General features: G+C 63.7%; 12 protein-coding genes. All 12 read right to left on the bottom strand.

Annotated elements, in window-relative coordinates:
• Window position 1: 1 nt before the first annotated feature.
• Complete coding sequence (locus LV82_RS11715) at window positions 2-925, bottom strand: ABC transporter permease (RefSeq protein WP_104071882.1); 924 nt, start codon at window positions 923-925, stop codon at window positions 2-4.
• Between the two features lie 9 nt (window positions 926-934).
• Window positions 935-1,888, bottom strand: coding sequence for an ABC transporter permease (locus tag LV82_RS11710; RefSeq protein ID WP_104071880.1), 954 nt, complete (start codon window positions 1,886-1,888; stop codon window positions 935-937).
• Between the two features lie 98 nt (window positions 1,889-1,986).
• The gene (locus LV82_RS11705; RefSeq protein ID WP_104071878.1) at window positions 1,987-3,552 is read right to left on the bottom strand and encodes an ABC transporter substrate-binding protein; all 1,566 of its coding nucleotides are present in this window, start codon (window positions 3,550-3,552) and stop codon (window positions 1,987-1,989) included.
• A 205-nt stretch (window positions 3,553-3,757) separates the two neighbouring features.
• A complete protein-coding gene (locus tag LV82_RS11700) occupies window positions 3,758-4,648 on the bottom strand; it encodes a dimethyl sulfoxide reductase anchor subunit family protein (protein WP_104071876.1) in 891 nt (296 codons plus the stop codon).
• Window positions 4,648-5,379, bottom strand: coding sequence for a 4Fe-4S dicluster domain-containing protein (locus LV82_RS11695; protein WP_104071874.1), 732 nt, complete (start codon window positions 5,377-5,379; stop codon window positions 4,648-4,650). The genes LV82_RS11700 and LV82_RS11695 overlap by 1 nt, the downstream gene beginning before the upstream one ends.
• Window positions 5,376-8,141, bottom strand: coding sequence for a molybdopterin-dependent oxidoreductase (locus LV82_RS11690; protein WP_104071872.1), 2,766 nt, complete (start codon window positions 8,139-8,141; stop codon window positions 5,376-5,378). The genes LV82_RS11695 and LV82_RS11690 overlap by 4 nt, the downstream gene beginning before the upstream one ends.
• Before the next feature lie 28 nt (window positions 8,142-8,169).
• Window positions 8,170-9,306, bottom strand: coding sequence for an acetate/propionate family kinase (locus LV82_RS11685; RefSeq protein ID WP_104071870.1), 1,137 nt, complete (start codon window positions 9,304-9,306; stop codon window positions 8,170-8,172).
• Entirely contained in the window at window positions 9,299-10,054 is a 756-nt protein-coding gene (locus LV82_RS11680) for a sulfite exporter TauE/SafE family protein (protein ID WP_104071989.1), read from the bottom strand. Before LV82_RS11680 ends, LV82_RS11685 begins: the two co-directional genes overlap by 8 nt.
• Window positions 10,054-11,829 carry a sulfoacetaldehyde acetyltransferase gene (gene xsc, locus LV82_RS11675; RefSeq protein ID WP_104071988.1) on the bottom strand — a complete coding sequence of 592 codons (1,776 nt, stop codon included), beginning with the start codon at window positions 11,827-11,829 and terminating at the stop codon, window positions 10,054-10,056. The genes LV82_RS11680 and xsc overlap by 1 nt, the downstream gene beginning before the upstream one ends.
• Window positions 11,830-11,942: 113 nt before the next feature.
• Window positions 11,943-13,400, bottom strand: coding sequence for a MocR-like pyridoxine biosynthesis transcription factor PdxR (gene pdxR / locus LV82_RS11670; protein WP_104071868.1), 1,458 nt, complete (start codon window positions 13,398-13,400; stop codon window positions 11,943-11,945).
• An 84-nt stretch (window positions 13,401-13,484) separates the two neighbouring features.
• Complete coding sequence (locus LV82_RS11665) at window positions 13,485-14,876, bottom strand: aminotransferase family protein (RefSeq protein WP_104071986.1); 1,392 nt, start codon at window positions 14,874-14,876, stop codon at window positions 13,485-13,487.
• Window positions 14,877-15,064: 188 nt separating this feature from the next.
• Window positions 15,065-17,983 carry an Rne/Rng family ribonuclease gene (locus tag LV82_RS11660; RefSeq protein WP_104071866.1) on the bottom strand — a complete coding sequence of 973 codons (2,919 nt, stop codon included), beginning with the start codon at window positions 17,981-17,983 and terminating at the stop codon, window positions 15,065-15,067.
• Window positions 17,984-18,076: the final 93 nt, after the last annotated feature.

Here is an 18,076-nt window from a genome sequence, read left to right as displayed (position 1 = left end):
CTCACTCCTTCAGGCCGCTGGCGCGGTGCAACATCCAGTCCACGACGAAGTTCACCGCCACTGTCAGCAGTGCGATGCAACCGGCGGGCAGCAGGGGCGTGATGTCGCCAAAGGTGATCAGCACGGCGTTCTCCTTGACCATCGAGCCCCAGTCCGCGGTCGGCGGCTGGATCCCAAGCCCCAGGAAAGACAGGGCCGAGATGGTCAGGAACACGAAACAGAAACGCAGCCCGAATTCGGCAATCAGCGGGGCCGAGGCATTGGGCAGGATCTCGCGCACGATCAGGTGAAACAGGCCCTCGCCCCTCAGGCGGGCGGCCTCGATGAAATCCATGACAACGATGTTCATCCCGACCGACCGCGCCAGACGGAAGACCCGGGTCGAGTCGATCACCGCGATCACCAGGATCAGCGTGACGACCGAGGTGCCGAAGATCGTCAGAAGCAGAAGCGAAAAGACCAGTGCGGGGATCGCCATCAAGACATCGACCACGCGGCTGAGAACCTGGTCCAGCCAGCCGCCGACAGCGGCCGCCAGAAGCCCAAGGACCGAGCCCAGCAGAAAGGCCAGCGCCGTGGTCACGAATGCGATACCCACCGTGTTGCGCGCGCCATAGACAAGCCGCGAGAACATGTCGCGGCCCAGATTGTCGGTTCCCAGAAGATGCGTCGCATCCCATGGCAGGAACTGCCCGCCGACGACTTCGCGCTCGGAAAAGGGTGCGATGGCAGGGGCAAGGATCGCCACCAGCAGATAGATCAGGATCACCAGCATGCCGAAACCGGCCGATATGGGCGCCGAGCGGAACACGCGCCCCGCGCGACCGGGCAATGCGGTCGCGAGCACACGCAGGAACAGCCAGCCCGCCGCCATGCCGACCGAAACGGCAACCGCGATCCAGAAAAGGGTCGTCAGGACTTCCATTCACGCCCCCTATTTCGGATGGATCAGACGCGGGTTCGACAAGGTCGCCAGCACGTCCGCAAGAAGGTTCAGCAGCACATAGGCCGCCGCGAAGATCAGCGCGACCGCCTGCACGACGGGGATGTCACGCTTGGAAACGGAATCCACCATCAGCTGCCCCAGCCCCGGATAGACAAAGACGGCCTCGACCACGACGACACCGGTGATCAGATAGGCAAGGTTCAGCGCGATGACCGTGATGATCGGCGCCAGCGCATTGGGCAATGCATGCACCAGGATGATCCGCGCCGGGGGCATGCCCTTCAGCTGAGCCATCTCGATATAGGGACTGGCCAGCAGGTTGATGATCGCCGCGCGCGTCATGCGCATCATGTGTGCCGTCACCACCAGTGTCAGCGTCAGGGCCGGCAGGAACGTCTTGTAAAGCGCGTCCGCAAAGGTCGTCGTGGAATCGATCCGGGCCATCGATGGAAACAGACCCGACTGCGCCAGCACGAAGATCAGGATATAGGCGACAAAGAATTCGGGGAACGAGATCGCGCTGAGCGCCACGGCGTTCGCGCCGCGGTCGAACCAGGTATTGCGGAACAAGGCCGCCATGATGCCAAGGATCAGCGACAGCGGCACGGCGATCGCGGCCGCATAGATCGCAAGGAACATGGTGTTCGCCAGGCGCGTGCCGATCAGGTCCGCGATTGGGCGGCGATTGGCCAGCGAGGTCCCGAAATCGCCCTGCACCGCACCCCAGAGCCATTGCGCATAACGGACATGCGCAGGCTGATCCAGGCCAAGCTCACGCTGAAAGGCGGCAACCGTTTCTTCGGTCGCCGACTGGCCCAGGATCGAACGCGCCAGATCCCCCGGCAACAGCTCCGTCGCAAGAAAGATGATGATCGAGATCGCAAACAGGGTCAGAACCCCAAGGCCCAGACGCTTGGCAATCATGATCCAGATTTTGGACACGCCCGCCCCCCAATACCAGATCGCATGAATTGACTGCCCACGCCGTCACGCGCAAGCGGGATGTCCCGGCGCGGCTCGCGCCGGGACGACAGGTCGGATCAGGCGAACCACCAGCGCTCGACCGCGCGGAAGCCGTCCAAGGTCCAGTTGGCGGCAACCTGCTCGGGATGGGCCACGCGGTCCGACATCGCCATGACATACGAGGCGAACATCGGTACGACGACACCGCCTTCGTTCGAGACGATTTCCTGCATCTCGTAATACATGGCGCGGCGCTTGTCCTCGTCCAGCTCGGACCGGGCGGCGACCAGCAGTTCGTTGAATCGCGGGTGATCCCAGAACGAATCGTTCCAGGCCGCGCCGGCGGCATAGGCCGTCGTGAACATCCAGTCCTCGGTCGGACGGCCGCCCCAATAGACCGCGCTCCAGGGCTTCTTCATCCAGACATTGCTCCAGTAGCCGTCGTTCGGCTCGCGCACGACCTCGATGTTGATGCCCGCGGCAGCGGCCTTTTCCGAATACAGAAGCGCCGCATCCACCGCGCCTGGGAAGGCCGCATCGGCCGCCGAAAGCTGCACCGAGACGCTGTCCAGCCCCGCCTGCTTCAGGTGGTACTTCGCCTTGTCGGGGTCATAGGTCCGCTGCGGCAGATCCTTGTTGAAATAGCGCTGCGACGGGCCGATCGGATGATCGTTGCCCACGCTGCCATAGCCGTTCAGGATCTTGTCCACCAGCTCCTGCCGGTCGATGGCGTATTTCAGCGCAAGGCGGACATTGTTGTCATTGAACGGCGCCTGCCGCGTGTCCATGGCAAAGGTGTAATGCTGCGTGCCCGTGGTTGACAGGATGCGGATGCCCGGCGCGCGCTGCAGCAATGCCACGGTATTCAGATCGACCGGGTCGATCACGTCCACCTCGCCGGTGATCAGGGCGTTCTGCCGCGCGGCCGCGTCGTGAATGGCCGTCATCTCGATCCCGTCAAACCAGGCGCGATTGGGCTTCCAGTAGTTCTCGTAGCGGCGCAGGCGCGCGGTGACGCCCGGCTCCCACGATTCAACGACATAGCCACCGCAGCCATCCGACGAGGTCGGATCGATCTTGCCGTCATTCGCCGGCAGGATCGCCAGGTGGTAATCCGACATGATGAAGGGGAAGTCGGCATTGCCGGCTTCGAGCGTGAAGACCACGACATCCGGCCCATCGGTCGTGATCTCGACGATCGGATCGACGATCGGCTTGGCTGCCGATTTCGAATCCGGGCCCCGGTGATAGTTGATCGAGGCAATGACATCCTCGGCCGTCAGGTCCTTGCCGGAATGGAAGGTAATTCCCTTGCGGATCTTGAAGCGCCAGACCTTGGCGTCGGGCGTGGCCTCCCAGCTTTCGGCGACTTCGCCGACCAGCGACCCATCGGGCGCGATCTCGGTCAGGAAGCCGCAGCGCGCGGTATTGAGCACCTGCACGAACTGCGAGTCCCACGTCGCGGGATCATAGCTGTCAGTCGTCGAGCCGCTTCCCTGAGCCAGGCGCAGGATGCCGCCGCGCTTGGGTTCGGCCAGTGCGCCTCCCGCACCGAAAGGCAGGATCAGGCCCGCCGCCGTCATGGCCGTGGCGCCCTTTATCAGGCCGCGCCGGCTCACCTGTCCGAACTTGGTATCTGTCATCGTGTCCTCCGTGTTGAGCTTTTCTTGTTGTATGATTGCGAATAGGTGCACGACGGGATGCGGCGGTCAACCACTCTTCGCAAGCCCATCGTCCGGCGCCTTCGCCAGGACCGTGGGTCGCGTGGACGCGCTACGAACAAGGGGCAGGTCCATGAAACCGCCTGCCCGCCGTTGACGCAAGGCGTATTATTGACTGACGGATTAATCAATTCCGTGTCGTCCCGGGCCCGGCGCCGTAATACAGGCCGACCACATGCTCGGCCTCCGCAAAGAACAGCCACCGGGCAGCCAGCGCACCGGTCAAGTGAAGCACGGCGACAATGGGCAGGATGTCTTGCCCCGGCGCAAACAGCATCAAGAGCGCAGGAATGATCGCGGCCAGCAGCACGGACAGAACCCGCAATCGTCGGGAATGCTTGCGCCCGACGACATGGATCATCTCTTTCATCACGTAGTTCGGCCCGGAATGGGGCGCGAACAGTGCGCGCGTTTCGACGTTTCTTCCAGACCCTATGGCCGACTGCGTGGACGGAAAGACTTCGCGCACCCGTGCGTCCCCCATTGCGTAGACCGCCACCAAAGCCGTGGCAAGCAAGACACACAGCACGACCGCATCGGACAACTGAAGCGACAGGATCGCCCCGCCGGTCAATGAAAACAGCACGAATTGCACCGGCGTCATCCAGGTGTTCCAGCGCGGCACGGTTTTCATCTGGGCATAGATCATTCCGGTCGTAACAACGGTCGCGATGCACATCAGCGCTCCGATCACGCCGATCACCACGGGCACACGTATCCCGAGGATCGCCGCCAGCGCAACCGGCGCCAGGATCACCAGCGTCATGGCCGACGCCCAGGCCTCGCGGCTCAGCCAGCTTGTGCGCCACTGAGTGAACGCCAACAGCGCCCTTTGCGGGTTTCCAAGGTGAAATGTCGAAGCCACAAGCCCGCCGATGGCAAGCGCATACCCCATGCCCCAGAAAAGCAGCGCTGGCATGCCCCCAACCGGAACGGCCCCCAGCGCAAGCCATGCGAGCATGCCAAACCCCGCGCCGGACAACGTGGTGAAGATGATGATTGAAGGTGCCGGATGCATCAGAACACCCCCAGAATGCGGTCAAGCCAGGCCGCGACCCCGGTCGGTTCCTCGTCGCGCTGCAGGGGTTGGACAACCGGCGCCGGCCCTTTCTTGCGCGGCGGCAGGTAACGGTTCACCGGGCGCGTGCCCTGTTCGGGCATCAGCTCGACGCCGCCACGTTCGGCGACCAGCCGGCTGACCGCGCTATCCGGATCACCCAGATCGCCGAAATGGCGCGCGCCGGTCGGACAGGTCCTCACGCAGGCGGGGATACGGTCCTCTTCGGGCAAGGCTTCGTTGTAGATGCGGTCAACGCACAGGGTGCATTTCTTCATCACGCCCGCGGCGGCGTCCATCTCCCGCGCTCCGTAAGGACAGGCCCATGCGCACAATCCACACCCGATGCAGGCGTCTTCGTTGACCAGTACGATCCCATCTTCGGCGCGCTTGTAACTGGCCCCGGTCGGGCAGACCGTGACACAGGGCGCATCGTCGCAATGCAGACACGAGCGGGGCAGGTTCACGACCTGCGGGGGGCCGTCCGGAGGGGTCAGTTCATAGCTGTGAACGCGGTTCAGAAATGTCCCGCAAGGGTCTGATCCATAAGCATTCATGTCGGATAGAGGTGCGCCATATGCCTGATCGTTCCAGCCCTTGCAGGCGGTCACACAGGCATGGCAGCCCACGCAGGTATCCAGATCGATGACCAGACCCAGCTTGCGGTCCGTTCTTGGGGGAAGCGCGGTCATGGGCGGTTCCTTGGCGCTGGTGGGACGGGGGATATCAACGGCTCGAAGACAGGCTGCGAAACGGGTTGTGGAGGCACACGCTCGATCCGCACGCGCAAGTCGAACCATGCTGCCTGACCCGTGACCGGGTCGGAGTTCGGCAGACGCCCTGCCCCCGATCCTGGTAGAAGTTCATGGATCAGGTGGTTGAGAAGAAAGCCCTTCGTGCCTTCGGGCGCATCCGGGTCCAGAGCCCAGGCCCCGCGTCGCTTGCCGATGGCGTTCCAGGTCCACAGGGTCGATCCGTTCACGGCGGCCATCGGTGCTGCCGGCACCGTGATCTGCCCGGTGGACGAACTGACGCGAACGAAATCGCCCGGCTGGAACTCAAGCTTACGCCACAGATCAATGGGGATATACAATGGATCCTGCGCATGGATCTGGCGCAGCCACGCATTCTGGGACCCCCAGGAATGATACATCGCCATCGGGCGCTGGGTGATCGCATGCAACGGGTATTCTTCCGCATCGGCATCGCCGAAAGGCGGCTCCCAGAAGGGCAGCGGGTCCATTGCGCGGGCCAGACGCGCGCGCAGATGGTCCGGCGGCTGGAGCGGCCCATGCCCCTCGGCCGCGCGGCGAAAGCGTTGCAGCGGCTCGCTCCAGAGCGAGAACAAATAGGGTAACGGCCGGTCGTAGAGGCCAAGCTGGACCGCCCAATCCTGATAGGCCGAATTCCATGGCTTGAAGAAGGCAGCCTCGGGCGGGATATGGGCGATGCAGAAGCCGCCGTTCTGGATGTAGCGGTCGATCTGCTTTGGATTCGGGGCGCCGCGGCCGGTCTTGCTGCCGTCCCCGCGCCAGCCCATCAACGGGCCCACGCCGGGCTTGCGTTCATGCCGCACCATGTAGTCTGCATAGTCGCGATAAAGGGCCTGACCACTTTCATCGACGAAGCCCGGCAGCTTCAGCCGCACGGCCAGGTCGATCAGGACGCTCTGGAACGGGCGGACATCGCGGTCGGGTTCGACCACAGGCCAGCGGATCGCATCGGCCGCGGCTTCGGGCTCTCCGATCGGACGGTCAAGCAGCGATATGCAATCATGGCGTTCCAGATAGGTCGTATCGGGCAAGACCAGATCGGCATAAGCCACCATTTCAGACGCATAGGCATCCGAGTAGATGATGCGCGGGATGCGGTATTCGCCGTTCTCGTCCCGGTCGGTCAGCATGCGCATGACCTCGGCCGTGTTCATGGACGAGTTCCAGGCCATGTTGGCCATGTACAGAAACAGCGTATCGATCCGGTAGGGATCGCCTGCATGGGCGTTGGGAATGACCATGTGCATCAGCCCATGCGCGGACAGCGGATTTTCCCAGGTAAAGGCCTTGTCGATCCGCGCCGGGCTGCCATCGGGCCGCAGCGCCAGATCCTCGGGACCGCGCGGATAGCCCAGATGCGGCCCTTTCAGCGGCTGGCCCGGCCGGCATTCGGCATGGGGGGCCGGATGGGCGTCAAAGGGCTTGGGATAAGGTGGCTTGAACCGGAATCCCCCCGGTGTTTCCACCGCTCCCAGCAGAATCTGCAGCAGATGCAATGCCCGTGCCGTCTGAAAGCCATTCGAATGGGCCGAGATGCCACGCATTGCATGGAACGCAATCGGCCGCCCGACCATGCGGTCATGTCGCTCGCCCCGAAAATCTGTCCAAGGCTGGTGTATCGTCACGGGCTGGTCGAACGCAGTCGCAATTTCGCCCGCCAAGGCCCTGATACGGCTTGCAGATATCCCCGTCCTTGCTGCCACTTTCTCGGGTGCGTACTGGTCGGACAGATAGCGTTCCGCAAGGTGGCGAAAGACCGTCCGCATGCCGTCATGTTCAGCGCCAAGATCGGGCACAATCCCCGGCGCATCGATTGGAACGAGCTTGCCGCTGCGACGATCGACGACCACAAGCCGATCTTCGGAGTCGCGCATTAGCAGCCCATCCGGCCCGAACAGGCAGGGCGCATTCGTCCACCGTGCCAGATAGTCCAGATCGATCTTTCCCGCCTTCAGCAACAGATGGATCAGCGAAAGGATCAGCAGCCCGTCCGTTCCCGGGGTGATCCCATACCAGTCATCCGCAACAGCCGAATATCCCGAACGCACGGGATTGACCGAAATCACCCGCGCGCCGCGCGCCTTCAGCTTGCCAATACCCATCTTGATCGGGTTGCTGTCGTGATCTTCGGCCACGCCGAACAGGATGAACAGCCTCGCCCTGTCCCAGTCGGGCGCGCCGAACTCCCAGAATGCCCCGCCCATCGTGTAAATCCCGGCCGCTGCCATGTTGACGGAACAGAAACCACCATGTGCCGCGTAATTCGGCGTGCCGAAGGCCTGTGCCCAGAAGCCCGTAAAGCTTTGGGACTGGTCGCGCCCGGTGAAGAAGGCCAGCTTTTCGGGCGCGGTTTCGCGCAGCGGCTTCAGCCAACCGGTCGCGATCTCCAGCGCCTCGTCCCAGCTGATCTCTTCGAAGGCGCCCGAGCCACGCGGGCCGACCCGCTTCAGCGGTGCGCGCAGGCGCGATGGCGCCGTGACCTGCATGATGCCGGATGCTCCCTTGGCGCACAGAACGCCCCGGTTGACCGGATGGTCGCGATTGCCGTCGATATAAACGACACGGCCCGATTTCAGATGCACGTTGATGCCGCAGCGACAGGCACACATGTAGCAGGTGGTTTGCCGCACCTCGTCAGCAATGCGCGGCGACAATTCCGGCTGTGGCGCTTGGTGCGTCATTTCTTTCTTCCCCCCTTTCGGGCCGGGTTCAGTCCCCCAGCACCTGTCGAGTCTGCTGCGCAATGTGTTTTTCTTCGGCAGCCGGCAGGATCAGCACCGGCAGACCACCGGAATCGATCCGCGCCTCGTTTCGTTCATTGCGCGCCGGGTCGATTTCGACACCAAGCCACGCCAGATGCGCGCAGATGCGACCGCGCGCCTCGGCGTCGTTCTCACCGATACCGCCGGTGAACACGATCGCATCCAATCCTCCCATGGCGACAATCATGGACCCCGAATGGCGCGCAGCCCAATAGCAAAAATGCTCGATTGCAAATCTTGCCGCGGCATCCGCCCTTGAATGCAATACGCGCATGTCCGACGCCCCGCCCAGGGCGACCAGGCCGCTTTCGCGGTTCAGAATGCGCGCGGCTGCTTCGATCCCGTGTATCTCGGCCAGTCGCAGGACGGCATTGCCATCGATATCCCCGGCGCGCGTCCCCATCGTCAGGCCCGATAGCGGCGAATAGCCCATGGTCGTGGCCACCGACCTGCCTTCCCTGATCGCGCAGATCGACGCGCCATTGCCAAGATGCAGCGCCAGGACCCGGCCCGGAAGCCTGCCGTCCAGCGCATCGGGCAACCGTTCGACCAGCGAGGCATAGGAGATGCCGTGAAACCCGTATCGGCGAATTCCGCGCGCATTCTCGCCGTCGGGGATTGCATAACGCGCGGCAATTTCGGGGACCGTTGCGTGAAAGGCCGTGTCGAACACCGCGACCTGAGGAAGATCTGGCGCAAGATCGCCGAGGGCACGGATGGCGGCCAGGTTGTGTGGGTTATGCAGAGGCGCCAGCGGGATGCAGGCCTCGATCCCCGCCAGAACCGCCGGATCGACGCGCGCGGGCCGGGTGAAATTCTGGCCGCCATGCACCACGCGATGTCCCGCAGCGCGAATCCGGTCAAGCGGATAGCCGTTCCGGGCCAGGGCCGCCAGCACTTGGCGCAGCGCGGCCTGATGCGTCGGCGCGCTGCAGGGGCCCACTTCCGTGCCGATTTCCAGCCGCGATGCCCCGCCGATTTCGGTCACGCTGGCGCGCATCATCACGTCAAGCCCGGCATCGAACAGCGCGGCCTTGATCGAGGACGACCCGGCATTGATGACCAGGATGGTGTGTTCAGACATGCCCAAGCACCGCCTTGCCAAGCCCCATCGAGGCCAGACTTGCCAGCAATGCGACCGCGATCAACCGAAAACCGGCCGGACGCGACCGCGCAAAACCCCACTGACCGAGCCCATTGCCCAGCAGAAGAACAGGCATCGTGGCAAGGGCGGCCAGCACCGTGTCACGCCCGATCAGTCCAGCCCGCCACATGACCGGCAGCGACAGAAGGTCAAGCGCGGCGAAATAGACAATCAGCGTGGCCCGAAAGACCCGCGGCGGGATCGGCTGTGCGCTCATCGCCGCGGCCACCGGCAGTCCTGCCATGGCCGCGCCATTGGCAACGCCCGAGACAAGGCCAAGCCCGACATTTCCCAGGGCCCCAAGGGCACGGCGCAAGCGCCAGCCGGACACGAGCAGGATGCAAATGCCAAGAATGAAGACCGAAATCGCAGCGCGCGCCCCATCGACGCCAATCGCCAGCAGAAAGCTCAGCCCGATTGGCAGCCCGATCAGGGCGCCAATCAGCAGACAGCCAACGCGGACCCAATCGATGTCCGCCACAATGCCGCGCGCGACCTGCAGCGTCATGACGACCTCGCAGAACAACACGACCGGCACGGCACGCATCGGGTCACCCACAAACCCCGCGGCAGAAACGACAAGCGCCGAAAAGCCGAACCCCGCGAAACCCCGCACGATTGCCGCGCCCAGCACGGCGACCAGCAGAAAGGCTGCCCCCGGCGCGCCAAGACCCAGGGGCAGATCCATCATGCGCCCCTTTGCGGCCGCATGTCGGCCGGGTCAATGCCGGCGACCTCGACAGGCGCCTTCATCGCATCGCGACGGAACGGCTCGCCCAGCTCCTGGTTGATCAGGGCTTCGATGAAGGTCGTCACGCCTTGCTTCTGGTCGCGCACGGCCTGGGCCAGTGCGTCGGTCAGTTCGTCCATCGTGCGCACCTGAACGCCCTTCAGCCCGCATGCCTGCGCGATGCCGGCGTAACTTACGCGCTCGCTCAGCTCGGTGCCGACGAAATTGTCGTTGTACCAAAGGGTCGTGTTGCGCTTTTCCGCGCCCCATTGGTAGTTACGGAAGATCACCATGGTGATTGCGGGCCAGTCCGGCCGACCCAGCGAAACCATCTCGTTCATGGAAATGCCAAAGGCGCCGTCGCCCGCGAAACCCACGACAGGCACGTCCGGATTGCCGATCTTGGCGCCGATGATGGCGGGAAAGCCATAGCCGCAGGGGCCGAAGAGACCCGGCGCCAGGTATTTCCGCCCTGCCTCGAATGTCGGATAGGCATTGCCGATCGCACAGTTGTTGCCGATATCGGACGAGATGATCGCATCCTTCGGCAATGCGGACGTGATCGCGCGCCAGGCCATGCGCGGACTCATCCAGTCGGGCTTGGCCTTGCGCGCGCGTTCGTTCCAGTCGGTCCCCGGATCGTCGGCTTCGTGATCCATCGAGGAGAGCTCCTGCGCCCAGGCCGACTTGGTCTGCGCGATCAGCGCCCGGCGCTCCTCGCGCCCCGCATCGCCCGCGCCATCGCCCAGCCGCGCAAGGATCGCCTCGGCCACCTTGCGGGAATCTCCGACGATGCCGACCGCAACGGGCTTGGTCAGCCCGATCCGGTCGGGGTTGATATCGACCTGGATCAGCTTGGCCTCACGCGGCCAATAATCGATGCCATAGCCGGGAAGGGTCGAAAACGGGTTCAGGCGGGTACCCAACGCCAGCACCACATCCGCCTTCGCGATCAGCTGCATCGCGGCCTTCGAGCCATTGTAGCCAAGCGGTCCGACCGACAAGGGATGCGAGCCCGGGAAGGCATCGTTGTGCTGGTAATTGCAGCAGACCGGCGCATCCAGCCTTTCGGCCAGGGCGCGGCTTGCCTCGATCGCGCCCGAAAGCACCACGCCCGCACCGTTCAGGATGACCGGAAAGCGCGCCTCGGTCAGCAGGCGCGCGGCCTGAGCGATTGCCTCTTCCCCACCCGAGGGGCGCTCGAACTCGACGATTTCGGGCAGCTCGATATCGATCACCTGCGTCCAGTAATCGCGCGGAACGTTGATCTGCACCGGCGCAGACAGCCGCTTGCCCTTCGAGATCACGCGATTGAGCACCTCGGCGATGCGCGAGGGATCGCGGACCTCTTCCTGATAGGCCACCATGTCGGCAAAGGCGCGCATCTGCTCGACTTCCTGAAAGCCGCCCTGCCCGATCGTCTTGTTGGCGGCCTGCGGCGTCACCAACAGCATCGGCGTATGGTTCCAGTAGGCGGTCTTGACCGCGGTGACGAAATTCGTGATCCCGGGTCCGTTCTGGGCAATGATCATCGCCATCTTGCCCGTCGTGCGGGTAAATCCATCGGCCATGTAGCCGCCGTTGCATTCGTGTGCGACGTCCCAGAACCTGATGCCCGCTTTGGGGAAGAGATCGGATATCGGCATGAAGGCCGAACCGATGATACCGAAAGCGTGCTCGATTCCGTGACGTTGCAGGACCTTGACGAAGGCTTCCTCGGTCGTCATCCGCATGGCTTCCTCCCTGAACATGTCTGGCCGCGACCCGTTACGGATGTGGCTGCTTGATCTAGGCCCAGCCTTGCGGCGCCCTGTAGGGCCAGTTTTCGTCTGGTCATATAGCCAGATCAGCCGATCGCCCGCGCGATCCGCGCGATGCCTTCGGCGATCCGCGCCTGCGGGATCGAGGAATAGGCCAGCCGATACAGGTTTCGCGGCGCCGGCTGTCGGGTAAAGTGCACATGGCCCGGCTCGATCAGCACCCCGTCCTGTCGCAGCCGGGCGGCCAGCTCTTCGGTATCGACGCCATCGGGCGCCCGCATCCAGAAGCTGGAGCCGCCGAAGTCCCCCGATCCGGCCACGTTCAACCCATGCTGCGCGATGGCCTCGCTCATGGCCTGACGGCGTCGGCGCCATGCCGTGTTCATGCGGTTGATCAGTGCGTCATAATGGCCAAGCGCAAGAAAGTGGGCCAGGGTACGCTGGATATGCCCCGGCGGGTGGCGCAGCATTGCCACGCGCAGGGCACGCGCCTCGCGGATGAAGGGCGCGGCGCCAACCAGATAGCCCAGACGCAAACCCGGAAACAGGGATTTCGAGAAGGATCCCACATGGATCACCCTGCCCGTGCGATCCAGGGATTTCAACGCGGGCTGTGCCGGGCGCAGAAACGATGTTTCGAATTCATAATCATCCTCGATGATCAGGAAATCCCTGCGCCGAGCCAGATCCAGAAGCGCCGCGCGCCGGATGGCGGGCATCGTGGCATTGGTCGGGAAATGGTGGCTGGGTGTGACAAAGATCGTGGACACGCCCCTGGGTATCGCCTCGGGGGGCATTCCGCCTTCGTCCACGGCGACGGGATGGATGGCCACGCCATGCTGGTTCAGGATGGTGCGAAACCCATGAAAGCCCGGTTCCTCGATCGCGGCGGATTGGCCCGGGCGCAGCAGGACATGAGCCGCGATCCAAAGCGCATTCTGCGCCCCCATCGTCAACAGGATCTGGTCTGGTCGCGCCGTGATGCCGCGTCGCGGCAGAATGGCGCGCAGGATGTAATCGACCAGCATCGGATCGTCGCGTTCATAGAAGTCGTGCGACAGGACATCAAAGTCCCTTCGTCCCAGGGCCATCAGGGCGCATTTGCGCCAGTTCTGGTGATCGAACAATGTCGGATCGGCCTGACCGTAGATGAAGGGATAGGGATAGGCGTGCCAATCCTGAATGCGTGGCGGCATGCCGTGGTCCGAATGGCGCGTGCCGATACGCGCGGCCCAGTCGATGCCCGTATCCAGTTCGGGCGGGGCCGACCGCGCGGGCGGAAGGGCCGGCGCCGCGGCCGAGACGAAGTAGCCCGAACGCCCCCTTGCCTCCAGCACGTCATTCGCGACCAGTTCGGTATAGGCCAGCGTCACGGTGATGCGGCTGACCCCAAGATGGCGCGCAAGCGCGCGCGAGGATGGCATCCTGTCCCCCGCCCGCAAGCGCCCGGCGCGGATGCCTTCCAGCACCATCTCCTGGATCTGCTGTTGCAGCGTGCCCCTGTAGCCGGGGTCAAGAAAGAAGCCTTCGGCGGCGACGGGCATGGCTGGACCGATCGGGTGACGCAAACTGGACTTACAGCAGAGTGCCCCGATCGGTCCTTGGGTCAAGCCCGGATTTGCTGCGCGTCAGGAAAAGACCTTGGTCAGCGCGCGGTCCATCGCCGTGGTGATCTCGTCGATATCGTCCGGCGTGGCGATCAGCGCCGGGCTGAGACACAACACGTTGTTGCGCCCCGGAACCGAGCGGTTCGATGCCCCGATGATGACACCCTGCGCGGCACATTCGGCCACGACCGCGGCAACTTTGGCTTCTTCGACCGGCTCCTTGGTGCTTCGGTCCGCCACAAGCTCTGCACCGCAGAACAGCCCCTTGCCGCGCACATCACCGATCACCCGGTGACGCGACATCAGCTCATGCAGGTTGTTCATCAGCCGCTCGCCCATCTTCCGGGTGTTTTCCAGCAGATTTTCGTCTTCGATGATGCGCATGTTCTCGATCGCGGCGGCCGGCCCCGCCGTGCAGCCGCCAAAGGTCGAGATGTCGCGGAAATAGCCCAGCTTGTCCGAGGGGTCGTCCTTGAACATCTCGAAGACGGCCTCGGTCGTCACGCAGCAGGCAATGGCGGCATATCCCGATGCAACGCCCTTGGCCATCGTCACGAAATCGGGCTGGATGCCGTAATGCTGATAGCCGAACCACGTTCCGGTGCGGCCAAGGCCGCAGACGACTTCGTCGATATGCAGCAGGATATCGTATTTGCGACAGATCTCCTGCACCTTTTCCCAATAGCCGTCAGGCGGGGTGATCACACCACCACCGGCGGTAACGGGTTCCAGGCAGAGGCCGCCCACCGTATCGGGGCCTTCGCGCAGGATGACCTGCTCGATCTGATCGGCCGCCCATTCGCCATAATGCTCGGACGGGGCACCTTCCTGTTCGTGGCGGCGATATTCCAGGCAATGCGGCACACGCACGAAACCCGGCGCAAAGGGTCCGTATTGCACGTTGCGTTCGTCCTGACCGCCCGCCGACATGGCCGCCAGCGTGCTGCCGTGATAGTCGCGCTCGCGATACAGGATCTTGTATTTCTTGCCGCCATAACGCTTGTACGCGATCTGGCGGATCATCTTGAACGCCTTTTCGTTCGCCTCGGACCCCGAATTGCAGTAATAGACCCGGCTCATCCCCGGCATCTTGTCGATCAGGCGCTGGGCAAAGATCGATCCGGGGATCGACCCCGCCGACTGGGCGAAGTAGTTCAGCTTCATCAGCTGGTCCGCTATGGCCCGGACGATGGATTCGCGCCCATAGCCGACATTGACCGTCCAGACGCCGCCCGAAACGGCATCCAGATATTCCTTGCCCTTGATGTCCCAGACACGCATGCCGCGGCCCTCGACGATGATGCGGGGATCGACGGTTTCAAAGGGCTTGTGCTGGGTCAGATGGTGCCAGACATGAGCACGGTCGGCCTCGATCACGGCCGAAGGATCGTTCGCATGGACAGTATCGATCATCGCGATCACCTGAAATGGGGCATGTCATCATGTCACGCGCGCCGCGGCCGTGACCTTCTGCCTTAGGTCACCACGGAACCAACGCGGCGCGTAGGGCCAGTTTGGGCAACGCGATATATCCAGATGGCGGATGGCCAAGTGAAAATGCCGGGCAGTGCGCCCGGCATTTCCCTGTTGTTACATGGCAATCAGCGGCCCAGAGACCACCAGCCACGCCGGCGCGGCTTGCCGGATTCCTCGGTCGCCGCGGCCTGTTGCTGGGCCTGCGGTTCCGACGACCGAGGCTCCGGGGATTGCGATTCTGATGGGGTCTCGGCCTGCTCGGCAGATCCGATCGGCGCAGAGCCGGTGGCCTGAGACTCGACCGTATCTTCGTGCCTGTCGAGACCGCTTTCGACCCCAGCATGTTCCGTGACAAGCGAGGCTTCGCCATTGCTCTGGGCCGGGCCGGAAGATCCAGCCGGTTCGGCCGCCGGTGCAGGCGCCTGATTTTCGGGACCGGGTTGATCCCGCATTTCTGCCTGCGCTTCCGGCTCTGCCTCGGCTTGGACGCTTTCGGACATTGCTGTCGTATCTGTCGGCTCTGCAACCACCGGGGCTTCAGTCGTTTCGACCGTTTCGGCCGGGGCCGCGTCTGCCTCTTTCTTTCGCTTGCTGCGCGATCGCGTCTTTGGCTTCGGGGTTTCCTCTGCCTGATCCGCACCGGCAGCATCGGTCGCCTCGGCCGCCTTGCTGCGCGAACGCGAGCTGCGTTTGCGGGTCGTCTTTCTGGCCGGCTCTTCGGTTTCGCCTGCAGAGGCTTCATCCGAAGCAGATTCGGCGTCACTGACCTGTGCGGCAACGGACGGCGCGGCGGCATCGTCTCCAGCCTCGGCAGCCTTGGTCTTGGCCGACTTGCGTCCGCCACGTGTGCGCGTGCGCTTGGGCTTCTCCTCGACCTTGGCGGGTTCGGCCGCCGCTTCGATCTCGGGTGCTTCGGCCGGCGCGGAACTTGCCGCCTGAGCGTCCTCATTGGCATCCGGCATCTCTGCCGCGCTCTCCGTGGAGGACGCATCGGCGGCATCGGACTCGGATTCACCCGACGCTTCCGTCGAGGGCGAAGCCACGTCCGACGATGCGCCATTGCCCTTCCGGCGCCGACGGCGACGGCGCTTTTTCTTCTTCGGTGCCTCGCCTTCGGCCGTCGAAGCCTCGACGCTGTCGGGCGCCTGATCCTCGATCCCCTCGTCCTCGACGACATCGTCATCCTCGGCAAGGACATCCACCTTGACCACCTGGTGGTGGAACTCGGGAACATTGCGCGTCGCGGTCTTGAACTTCTCGACCGAGTAATCGGGGCTGATCATGGTCGGGTCGGCCTCGATCCTGACCGACATGCCATAGCGCGCCTCGATCTGCGCAAGATGTTCGCGCTTGTTGTTGATCAGGTAGTTCATGACCGGAACCGGCGCCCGCACCAGCACCTCGCGCGAACGCTTGCGGGTGCCCTCTTCCTCGATCTGCCGAATGATCTGCAGCGCCACACTGTCATCCGAGCGGATGATGCCCGTGCCATGGCAATGCGGACAAGGCGCGGTGGTCGATTCCACCATGCCGGGGCGCAGACGCTGGCGGCTCATCTCCAGCAGGCCGAAGCCCGAGATCCGGCCGACCTGGATACGGGCGCGGTCGCTTTTCAGTTTTTCCTTCAGGCGTTTCTCGACGGCCGCGTTGTTCTTGCGCTCCTCCATGTCGATGAAGTCGATCACGATCAGACCGGCAAGATCGCGCAGGCGCAACTGGCGGGCAATTTCCTCGGCCGCTTCGAGGTTCGTCTGCAGGGCCGTCTCCTCGACCGAGCCCTTCTTGGTCGCCTTGCCCGAGTTGACGTCGATCGCGACCAGGGCCTCGGTCGCATCGATCACGATATAGCCACCCGAGGGAAGCTGGACGACGGGGTTGAACATGCTGGCCAGGTAGCTTTCCACCTGGTAGCGCGCGAACAGGGGCTGGGATTCGTTGTACAGCTTCACGTTCTTGGCATGGGACGGCATGATCATCTTCATGAAGTCCTTGGCCGTCCGATAGCCCTGCTCTCCCTCGACCAGGACCTCATCGATATCGCGCGAGTAATAGTCGCGGATGGCGCGCTTGATCAGGTCGCCTTCCTCGTAGATCGGCGCGGGCGCGATCGATTTCAGCGTCAGCTCGCGGATCTTCTCCCACAGGCGCAGCAGGTATTCGTAGTCGCGCTTGATCTCGGCCTTCGTGCGTTCGCTGCCGGCCGTGCGGATGATCAGACCCGCCCCTTCGGGCACATCCAGCTCGGACGCAATCTGCTTCAGGCGCTTGCGATCGGCGGCATTGGTGATCTTGCGGCTGATGCCGCCACCGCGCGCGGTATTGGGCATCAGAACGCAATAGCGGCCCGCAAGCGACAGATAGGTCGTCAGCGCCGCCCCCTTGTTGCCGCGCTCTTCCTTGACCACCTGGACCAGCATGATCTGCCGGACCTTGATGACTTCCTGGATCTTGTAGCGGCGCGGACGCGGGCGACGCGGCGGGCGGATTTCCTCGGCCACGTCCTCATCGGCCACCGATTCGATCTCGGGGTCCGTTTCGGTGGCATGATCGGCCGCGACATAGGGCGCGGGCTCTTGCTCGGCGCCGGGCACGGGGATCGGCCCGCTATCGGCATCCTCTTCATCCGCCAGATCGACAACGGCCATTCCGGGGATTTCCTGGGCCGTCGTTGCAGCCTGCTCCGCTCCTGCCGATTCTGCCTTCGGCTCGGCCTTGCGGCGCGCGCGGCTGCTGTCCTCGTCATCGCTTTCGCGTACTGCGGCGCGCTCTTCGGCCAGCAAGGCCTGACGGTCGGCGACGGGGATCTGGTAGTAATCGGGGTGGATTTCCGAGAATGCCAGGAAACCGTGGCGGTTTCCCCCGTAGTCGACAAAGGCGGCCTGCAGCGACGGTTCGACGCGCGTTACCTTTGCAAGATAGATATTGCCAGCAATCTGGCGCTTGTTTGCGGTTTCGAAGTCGAATTCCTCGACCTTGTTTCCGTCAACCACCACGACCCGGGTCTCTTCCGGGTGGGTGGCATCGATGAGCATTTTCTTGGCCATGTAATCTTTCCGAATGCCGAAACCCGCCGGGCCGGTCTGGCCGGGGCGGGCGTCTGGCGTTCATTCCGTGAGGCGAATGGCGCGGAGGACAGA

Source organism: Albidovulum inexpectatum (genome assembly GCF_002927635.1).
GTDB lineage: Bacteria > Pseudomonadota > Alphaproteobacteria > Rhodobacterales > Rhodobacteraceae > Albidovulum > Albidovulum inexpectatum.
This window is presented reverse-complemented; position numbering and strand designations above follow the sequence as displayed.

What these genes read in the sequence shown, in the direction of transcription:
- LV82_RS11715 (WP_104071882.1), bottom strand. Translation starts at nt 925, where the DNA reads ATGGAAGTCCTGACGACCCTTTTCTGGATCGCGGTTGCCGTTTCGGTC.
- LV82_RS11705 (WP_104071878.1), bottom strand. Translation starts at nt 3,552, where the DNA reads ATGACAGATACCAAGTTCGGACAGGTGAGCCGGCGCGGCCTGATAAAG.
- LV82_RS11700 (WP_104071876.1), bottom strand. Translation starts at nt 4,648, where the DNA reads ATGCATCCGGCACCTTCAATCATCATCTTCACCACGTTGTCCGGCGCG.
- LV82_RS11695 (WP_104071874.1), bottom strand. Translation starts at nt 5,379, where the DNA reads ATGACCGCGCTTCCCCCAAGAACGGACCGCAAGCTGGGTCTGGTCATC.
- LV82_RS11690 (WP_104071872.1), bottom strand. Translation starts at nt 8,141, where the DNA reads ATGACGCACCAAGCGCCACAGCCGGAATTGTCGCCGCGCATTGCTGAC.
- LV82_RS11685 (WP_104071870.1), bottom strand. Translation starts at nt 9,306, where the DNA reads ATGTCTGAACACACCATCCTGGTCATCAATGCCGGGTCGTCCTCGATC.
- LV82_RS11680 (WP_104071989.1), bottom strand. Translation starts at nt 10,054, where the DNA reads ATGGATCTGCCCCTGGGTCTTGGCGCGCCGGGGGCAGCCTTTCTGCTG.
- xsc (WP_104071988.1), bottom strand. Translation starts at nt 11,829, where the DNA reads ATGCGGATGACGACCGAGGAAGCCTTCGTCAAGGTCCTGCAACGTCAC.
- pdxR (WP_104071868.1), bottom strand. Translation starts at nt 13,400, where the DNA reads ATGCCCGTCGCCGCCGAAGGCTTCTTTCTTGACCCCGGCTACAGGGGC.
- LV82_RS11665 (WP_104071986.1), bottom strand. Translation starts at nt 14,876, where the DNA reads ATGATCGATACTGTCCATGCGAACGATCCTTCGGCCGTGATCGAGGCC.
- LV82_RS11660 (WP_104071866.1), bottom strand. Translation starts at nt 17,983, where the DNA reads ATGGCCAAGAAAATGCTCATCGATGCCACCCACCCGGAAGAGACCCGG.